The organism is Quadrisphaera sp. DVD1, from assembly GCF_058932755.1.
On record NZ_JBZYWI010000159.1, the window covers coordinates 1 to 6822 of the forward strand.

At 73.3% G+C, this 6822-nt stretch carries 5 protein-coding genes and 1 pseudogene; 1 reads left to right on the forward strand and 5 read right to left on the reverse strand.

Annotated elements, in window-relative coordinates:
• Positions 1 to 88: 88 nt before the first annotated feature.
• The 5 genes from AC5FZL_RS14400 to rpsA all read right to left on the reverse strand — a co-directional run bounded on the left by AC5FZL_RS14400 (position 89) and on the right by rpsA (position 6405).
• Positions 89 to 1330 (reverse strand): ROK family protein, encoded by a 1242-nt coding sequence (locus AC5FZL_RS14400; protein ID WP_493619581.1) that lies wholly within the window; start codon positions 1328 to 1330, stop codon positions 89 to 91.
• 2 nt (positions 1331 to 1332) lie between these two features.
• Positions 1333 to 2643: a sugar ABC transporter permease gene (locus AC5FZL_RS14405; RefSeq protein WP_493619582.1), complete on the reverse strand. Its 1311-nt coding sequence runs from the start codon at positions 2641 to 2643 to the stop codon at positions 1333 to 1335.
• Between the two features lie 10 nt (positions 2644 to 2653).
• Complete coding sequence (locus AC5FZL_RS14410) at positions 2654 to 3460, reverse strand: ATP-binding cassette domain-containing protein (RefSeq protein ID WP_493619583.1); 807 nt, start codon at positions 3458 to 3460, stop codon at positions 2654 to 2656.
• Between the two features lie 128 nt (positions 3461 to 3588).
• Positions 3589 to 4692, reverse strand: a complete 1104-nt coding sequence (locus AC5FZL_RS14415; RefSeq protein WP_493619584.1) for a sugar ABC transporter substrate-binding protein — start codon at positions 4690 to 4692, stop codon at positions 3589 to 3591.
• Positions 4693 to 4899: 207 nt separating this feature from the next.
• Positions 4900 to 6405 carry a 30S ribosomal protein S1 gene (rpsA, locus tag AC5FZL_RS14420; protein WP_493619585.1) on the reverse strand — a complete coding sequence of 502 codons (1506 nt, stop codon included), beginning with the start codon at positions 6403 to 6405 and terminating at the stop codon, positions 4900 to 4902.
• 180 nt (positions 6406 to 6585) lie between these two features.
• Here rpsA and AC5FZL_RS14425 point away from each other — a divergent pair.
• Positions 6586 to 6822 (forward strand): annotated as a pseudogene (locus tag AC5FZL_RS14425) (SAM-dependent methyltransferase); the annotation flags it as partial.

The following is a 6822-nucleotide window of genomic DNA, read 5'->3' on the forward strand; positions in this document are numbered from 1 at the left end:
GGCGCCGCGCGCGGCGAGGCGGCGCGCGACCGTCGACTTGCCCGCACCGACGCCGCCGGTCAGCCCCACCTTCAGCACGGTGGCGAGCCTAGGCGGACGCCGGGCTCAGGCCGAGGCCCCGCTCCCCCAGAGCGCCCAGCGGGTCGGCGAGCAGCGGCGCGAAGGCCAGCTCGGCGGCGCCGAGCACGGTGGAGTCCGGGCCCAGGCCGGCGAGGCGCACGGGCAGGCGCTCGCGCAGCACCGGGATGACGAGGCGCTGCAGCCACGGCAGCACGTCGCCGGAGACCTCCGGCCACAGGTCGCGCCACAGGCCGGCGCCGAGCACGACCACCTGGGGGTCGAAGACGTTGGCGATGCTGGCCAGGCCGCGCGCGTAGGAGCGCGAGATGCGGTCGCGCGTGCGGCGGGCCACGACGTCGCCGACGGCCAGCCGGCCGGCCACCAGGGCGGCCACCTGCGGGTCGTGGGCGTCGAGGTCGAAGGGCAGCGCCCACGCGTCGGCGAGCGCCTCGCTCTCCCAGCAGCCGCGGCTGCCGCAGCGGCAGGCCCGGCCGGCCGGGTCCACGCTCACGTGGGCGACCTCCCCGGCGAAGCCGCGGCTGCCCACCAGCGGTCGGCCGCCGCAGACGATGCCGCCGCCGAGGCCGAGGGTGCCGCAGAGGTAGATCACGTCGGTGCAGCCCTGCGCCGCGCCGCGCAGCCGCTCGGCGTGCACGCCGAGGTCGGCGTCGTTGGCCACGTCCACGCGCACCTCGGCGCCCAGCTCGGCGGCCACGGCGGCCCCGACCAGGGCCGCGAGCGGCACGTCCTGCCACCCCAGGTGCGGGGCCACCGCGACCGAGCCGTCCTCGGAGCGGACGGTGCCCGGCACGGCGACCCCGACCCCCACCAGGCCCGCCCGCTCGGGCGAGCCGGCGGGCGCGAGCTCCGCCGCGAGCGCGGCGATCCGGTGGGCGACGGCGGCGGGGTCGGGCCCGCGGGGGTGGGGCTCGCGACGGCGCTCCAGCACCTGCCCGCCGAGGCCGACCCGCACGACGTGCAGGGCGTGGACGTCGGCGTAGGCGGCCACGGCGCTGACCGCCCCGGGCCGCGGGCGCACCACGAGGGACGGACGGCCGGCCCGGGCCCGCGCGGCGGGCTCGGGCCGGTCCTCCACCACCAGACCGGCGGAGGCGAGCCCGCTGACGAGGTCGCCCACCGTGGAGCGGTTGAGGCCCAGGGACTCGGTCAGCTCCGCCCGGCTGACCTGTCCGCGGTCGTGCACCCGGTGCAGGACCGCGGACAGGTTGTGCCGGCGAAGGTCGTCCTGACCCAGCCCCCGGGCGCGCACGGTCAGATCGCTGCCGAGGCCCGCCGCCGGCGGGAGATCGCGTCCACGCTCGCGGCGAGCAGGAGGACGCCCCCGGTGACGAGGAAGTTCACGTAGGCGGGCTGGCCGAGCAGGCCCAGGCCGTTGGCGATGGTGGCGATGACCAGTCCGCCGATCACCGCGTTGCTCACCCGTCCCTTGCCGCCGAAGAGGCTCGTCCCGCCGATCACGGCCGCGCCCACGCCGAGCAGCAGGGTGTTGCCGCCGCCGGAGCCCGGCGCGACCGAGTTCAGCCGCGAGGCCTCGATGATGCCCGACAGCGCCGCCAGGGTGGAACCGATCATGAAGACGGAGACCCGGATGCCCCGCACGGAGATGCCGGCGCGGCGGGCCGCCTCGGCGTTGCCGCCGACGGCGTAGACGTGGCGCCCGTAGGCGGTGCGGCCCAGGACGAAGGTGAGCAGCACGAGCAGGGCGGCGATCAGCGGCACCGAGTAGGGGATGCCGGCGAGCACGACCGTCTGCACGCGGGCGCGGTTCTGGGAGAGCACCGCGGTCACGACCAGGAGGATCGCGGCGACGGCCACGGCCCGGGCGATGACGATGGCCAGGTTGTCGCGGCTCAGGCCGCGGCGGCGCTGGCGGAGCCAGCGGGTGATCGTCAGGCCGGCGTAGACGACGGCCGCCAGCGCGGCGAGGACCCAGCCCAGCCACACGGGCAGGTTGCGGTTGGCGATGGCGACGATGACCTCGTCGCGCACCGGGATCGTGCCACCCTCGCCGATCAGGCGCAGGGTGATGCCCTGCAGGCCGAGGAAGAAGGCCAGCGTCACGACGAAGGACGGGATGCCGACCCGCGAGACGAGCAGGCCGATGAGGGTGCCGATCACCAGGCCGGTGACCAGGCCGACGAGGATGCCGAGGTACCAGGGGCCGTCGGCGTCGTTGACCACGAGCGCCATGGCCGCGGCCGAGGTGGCTCCGGCGACGCCGGCGGACAGGTCGATGTCGCCCAGGAGCAGGATGAAGACGAGCCCCATGGCGAGCACGATGATCGAGGAGGCCTGCACGAACAGGTTGGCGATGTTGCCCGGGGTCGGGAACGTGTCCGGGCGCAGCGCGGAGAAGAGCAGGGCCAGCACGATGAGGCCCAGCACGGCGGGCAGGGACCCGATGTCGCCGCCCTTGAGGCGCTGGACGTAGGCCGTCAGGCCCTCGCGCAGGGTGGGCTCGGACGCGGGCTCGGCCATCGGGCTGCTCGTGGCGGTGGCCCGGGCGAGCTGGGCGATGCGGTCGCGCTCGGTGGTCGCGCCGTCGGTGGAGGGGGTGGTCATGGGGTGCTCCTCAGGCGGACGCGGACGCGGTGGCGGGGGCGAGACCGAGGTCTCCGGAGCGCCCGGCGGTGATCAGCTCGACCACCTGGCTGCTGGTGACGTCGCGGGTGCGCACGGTGGCGGCCACGCGGCCGAGGTAGAGCGCGGTGATGCTGTCGGCCACCTCGAAGACGTCGTTGAGGTTGTGCGAGATCAGCACCACGCCGAGACCGTTGTCGGCGAGCCGGCGCACGAGGTCGAGCACCTGGCGGGTCTGGGCCACGCCGAGCGCCGCGGTCGGCTCGTCGAGCAGCACCACCTTGGAGTTCCAGAGGACCGCCTTGGCGATGGCCACGGTCTGGCGCTGCCCGCCGGAGAGGCTCGAGACGAGCTGGCGCACCGAGCGCACGGTCCGCACCGACAGGCTGGCGAGGGTCTGGCGGGCCAGCTCCTCCATCTCGGCCTCGTCGAGGAGGATGCCGGACTTCTTCTCCCGGCCGAGGAACATGTTCTGGACGATGTCGAGGTTGTCGCACAGCGCGAGGTCCTGGTACACGACCTCGACCCCGAGGCGGGCCGTGTCCTTGGGCCCGGACACGTGCACCTTCTGGCCCGCGGCGATGTAGTCGCCGGCGTCGATCGTGTAGATGCCGGCGACGCACTTGACCAGCGTGGACTTGCCCGCGCCGTTGTCACCGACCAGGGCGGTGACCTGCCCGGGGTGCACGTCCAGGTCGACGCCGTGCAGCACCTGCACGGCCCCGAAGCTCTTGTCGATGCCGCGCAGGGAGAGCAGCGGCGCGGTCTGCGCCTCAGCGGCGGGAGTGGGGTGGCTCATCGGTCCTCTTCGTCGAGGCGGCCGGGCGCGGTCGGTGCGCCGGCCGCGGCCGGGGGGTGGTGCGGGGGCGGCACCGGTGCGGGGGCGGACTGCTCCGCCCCCGCACCGGTGCCCTCAGACGCCTGGCGTCAGGAGATGCCGAGCTCGGTGCAGGCGGCGGCGTAGTCGCCGGTGCACAGGTCCTCCGCGGTGACGAAGCCGTCGTCCACGACGTCCTTGACGTTCTCGCGGAAGATGGCCTGCGGCTCCAGGAGGATGGAGTTCACGTCGCGGCCGCCGGTCTCGTCGCGGACCGTGCCGGTGGTCTCCGGCTCCTCGCCGTTGATCAGGGCGATGGCGGTGTCGGCCAGGCCCTGCGCCTCCTGGTTGACGGCCTTGTAGACCGTCATGCACTGGGTGCCGGCGAGGATGTTCTGCAGGCCCTCGGGCGTGGCGTCCTGCCCGGTCACCGGCACGGTGCCGGCGAGGTTGTTCTTGGCCAGGATCGAGATGGCCGCGTTGCCGAGGCCGTCGTTCGCGGCGAGGACGCCGTCCACCTGCCCGGCCTGGGTGAGCATCTGCTCGAAGATCGTCGCCGCCTGCTGGTTGTCCCAGTCGGGGACGGCCTGCTCGCCGACGACCTTGTACTGGGTCATCGGGTCGAGGACGCTGTGGGCGCCCTGGGCGAAGAGGGTCGCGTTGTTGTCGGTGGGCGACCCGTTGAGGTAGACGATGTTCTTGGGGTCCGAGCCCAGGCACTTGGCCAGGCCCTCGCCCTGCAGCTCGCCGACCCGGGTGTTGTCGAACGAGACGTAGTAGTCGGCCTGGCCGCCGAGGGTGAGGCGGTCGTAGTCGATCGTGACGACGCCCTGCTGGGCCGCCTTGGCCTGGATCGCCGCACCGGAGTCGGAGTCGAGGTTGACGATCGCGAGGACGGTCGCGCCCTCGGTGATCATCTGGTCGGCGATGGTCTGCATCCGGCTGGCGTCACCCTGGGCGTTCTGGATGTCCGCCTCGATGCCGGCGTCCTCGAAGGCCTTCTCGAGGAACGGCCGGTCCGCGGACTCCCAGCGGACCGAGGACTCGGTGTCCGGGAGGATGACGCCGACCTTGCCGGCGGCCGCGGCGTCGCCGCCGCCGCCCGAGCCGGAGCCGGAGCCGCTGTCGCCCGAGTCGCTGCCGCCGCCGCAGGCGGAGGTGAGCAGGACAGCGGAGATGGTGGTGGCCAGGAGGGCCGAGCTGCGCAGACGCATGGATGCTCCTTCGCATCGTGGGGCCCGGAGCGCCGTCGCCCCGGTTATGTTGCCGCGCCGAACATATCCCCTCCGCGGCGGTGCGCGCGACGCTCGTTACCCGATCGTGATGCTCGTGCCGCAGGGTCACCCGGACGCACCGGAGGCCCGGCACCCCTCGCGGGATGCCGGGCCTCCGGTGGTGCGCGCCGTGCGGGCGCGCGGCGGTCAGCCGCCGGTCAGCTTCTCGCGCAGAGCGGCGAGGGCCTCGTCGGAGGCGAGGGTGCCCTCACCGGCGCTGCTGCCGGTGCTGCTGACGCTGGCGCTGCCCGAGGTGGGCTCCGCCGCGGACGAGCTGTAGCTCGTCGCGGACGACTCCCCGCCGCCGGCCGCCGCGTCGGCGTCCTTGGCCCGAGCGTCGGCGACCTGCTTGCGGTGCGCCTCGTAGCGGGCGTGGGCCTCGGCGTACTGCCGCTCCCACTCCTCGCGCTGGCGGTCGAAGCCCTCGAGCCAGTCGTTGGTCTCGGGGTCGAAGCCCTCGGGGTACTTGTAGTTGCCGGCCTCGTCGTACTCGGCCGCCATGCCGTACAGCGACGGGTCGAACTCGTCGCTGTCCGGGTCGACGCCCTGGTTGGCCTGCTTGAGCGAGAGCGAGATCCGCCGGCGCTCGAGGTCGATGTCGATGACCTTGACGAAGATCTCGTCGTTGACGTTGACGACCTGCTCGGGCAGCTCCACGTGGCGCTCGGCCAGCTCGGAGATGTGCACCAGGCCCTCGATGCCCTCCTCCACGCGCACGAAGGCGCCGAAGGGGACGAGCTTGGTGACCTTGCCGGGGACGACCTGGCCGATGGCGTGGGTCCGGGCGAACTGCTGCCACGGGTCCTCCTGGGTCGCCTTCAGCGACAGGGAGACGCGCTCGCGGTCCATGTCGACGTCGAGGACCTCGACCTTGACCTCCTGGCCCACCTCGACGACCTCGGAGGGGTGGTCGATGTGCTTCCAGGACAGCTCGGAGACGTGCACGAGGCCGTCCACGCCGCCGAGGTCGACGAAGGCGCCGAAGTTGACGATCGAGGAGACGACGCCGGCGCGCACCTGGCCCTTCTGCAGGGTCTGCAGGAAGTTCTGGCGCACGGCGGACTGGGTCTGCTCCAGCCAGGCGCGGCGGGACAGGACCACGTTGTTGCGGTTCTTGTCCAGCTCGATGATCTTCGCCTCGAGCTCCTGGCCCACGTAGGGCTGCAGGTCGCGGACGCGGCGCATCTCCACCAGCGAGGCGGGCAGGAACCCGCGCAGGCCGATGTCGAGGATCAGGCCGCCCTTGACGACCTCGATGACGGTGCCGGTGACGACGCCGTCCTCCTCCTTCAGCTTCTCGATCGTGCCCCAGGCGCGCTCGTACTGCGCGCGCTTCTTGGACAGGATCAGGCGACCCTCCTTGTCCTCCTTCTGGAGGACCAGGGCCTCGATCTCGTCGCCGACGCCGACGACCTCGTTGGGGTCGACGTCGTGCTTGATCGAGAGCTCGCGCGAGGGGATGACGCCCTCGGTCTTGTAGCCGATGTCGAGCAGGACCTCGTCGCGGTCCACCTTGACGATGGTGCCGGAGACGATGTCGCCGTCGTTGAAGTACTTGATGGTCGCGTCGATCGCGGCGAGGAGGTCCTCGGCCGAGCCGATGTCGTTGAAGGCGACCTGGGGGGTGCTCGACGTCGGGAGGGTGGCGGTCATGTAGGTGTGGGCTCCGATGCGGACAGGGATTAGGCAGGGGTGCGGGGCGGTGGAGCTGGGTGCTGCGCGCGACTCCCGGCTGCTGCTGGGGGTCGCGAGCGCGGTGGCTGCCGGAGCGAGGCACCATGCACACACCGCACCCAGCGTCAAGAGTACGCGGGTGCTCCGAGGAGGGTCAACGTGGCTGACGACACCGTGCCCGGCGAGGGAGCGGCCGAGGTGCTCTCGGCCGCCGGCTACGGCCCGGCGGGAGCCGGCGAGAGCGTGGTCGCCAACCGCGGGTACTGGGACGGCGCCTCGGCGACGTACCTGGAGGAGCACGGCGCGACCCTCGGGCGCGACCGCCTCGTCTGGGGCCCGGAGGGCCTGGACGAGGACGACGCCCGGCTGCTCGGCGACCCCGCGGCGCTGGCGGGG

Coding starts and splice junctions, on each gene's coding strand:
- AC5FZL_RS14405 (WP_493619582.1), bottom strand. CDS start 2,643: ATGACCACCCCCTCCACCGACGGCGCGACCACCGAGCGCGACCGCATC.
- AC5FZL_RS14410 (WP_493619583.1), bottom strand. CDS start 3,460: ATGAGCCACCCCACTCCCGCCGCTGAGGCGCAGACCGCGCCGCTGCTC.
- AC5FZL_RS14415 (WP_493619584.1), bottom strand. CDS start 4,692: ATGCGTCTGCGCAGCTCGGCCCTCCTGGCCACCACCATCTCCGCTGTC.
- rpsA (WP_493619585.1), bottom strand. CDS start 6,405: ATGACCGCCACCCTCCCGACGTCGAGCACCCCCCAGGTCGCCTTCAAC.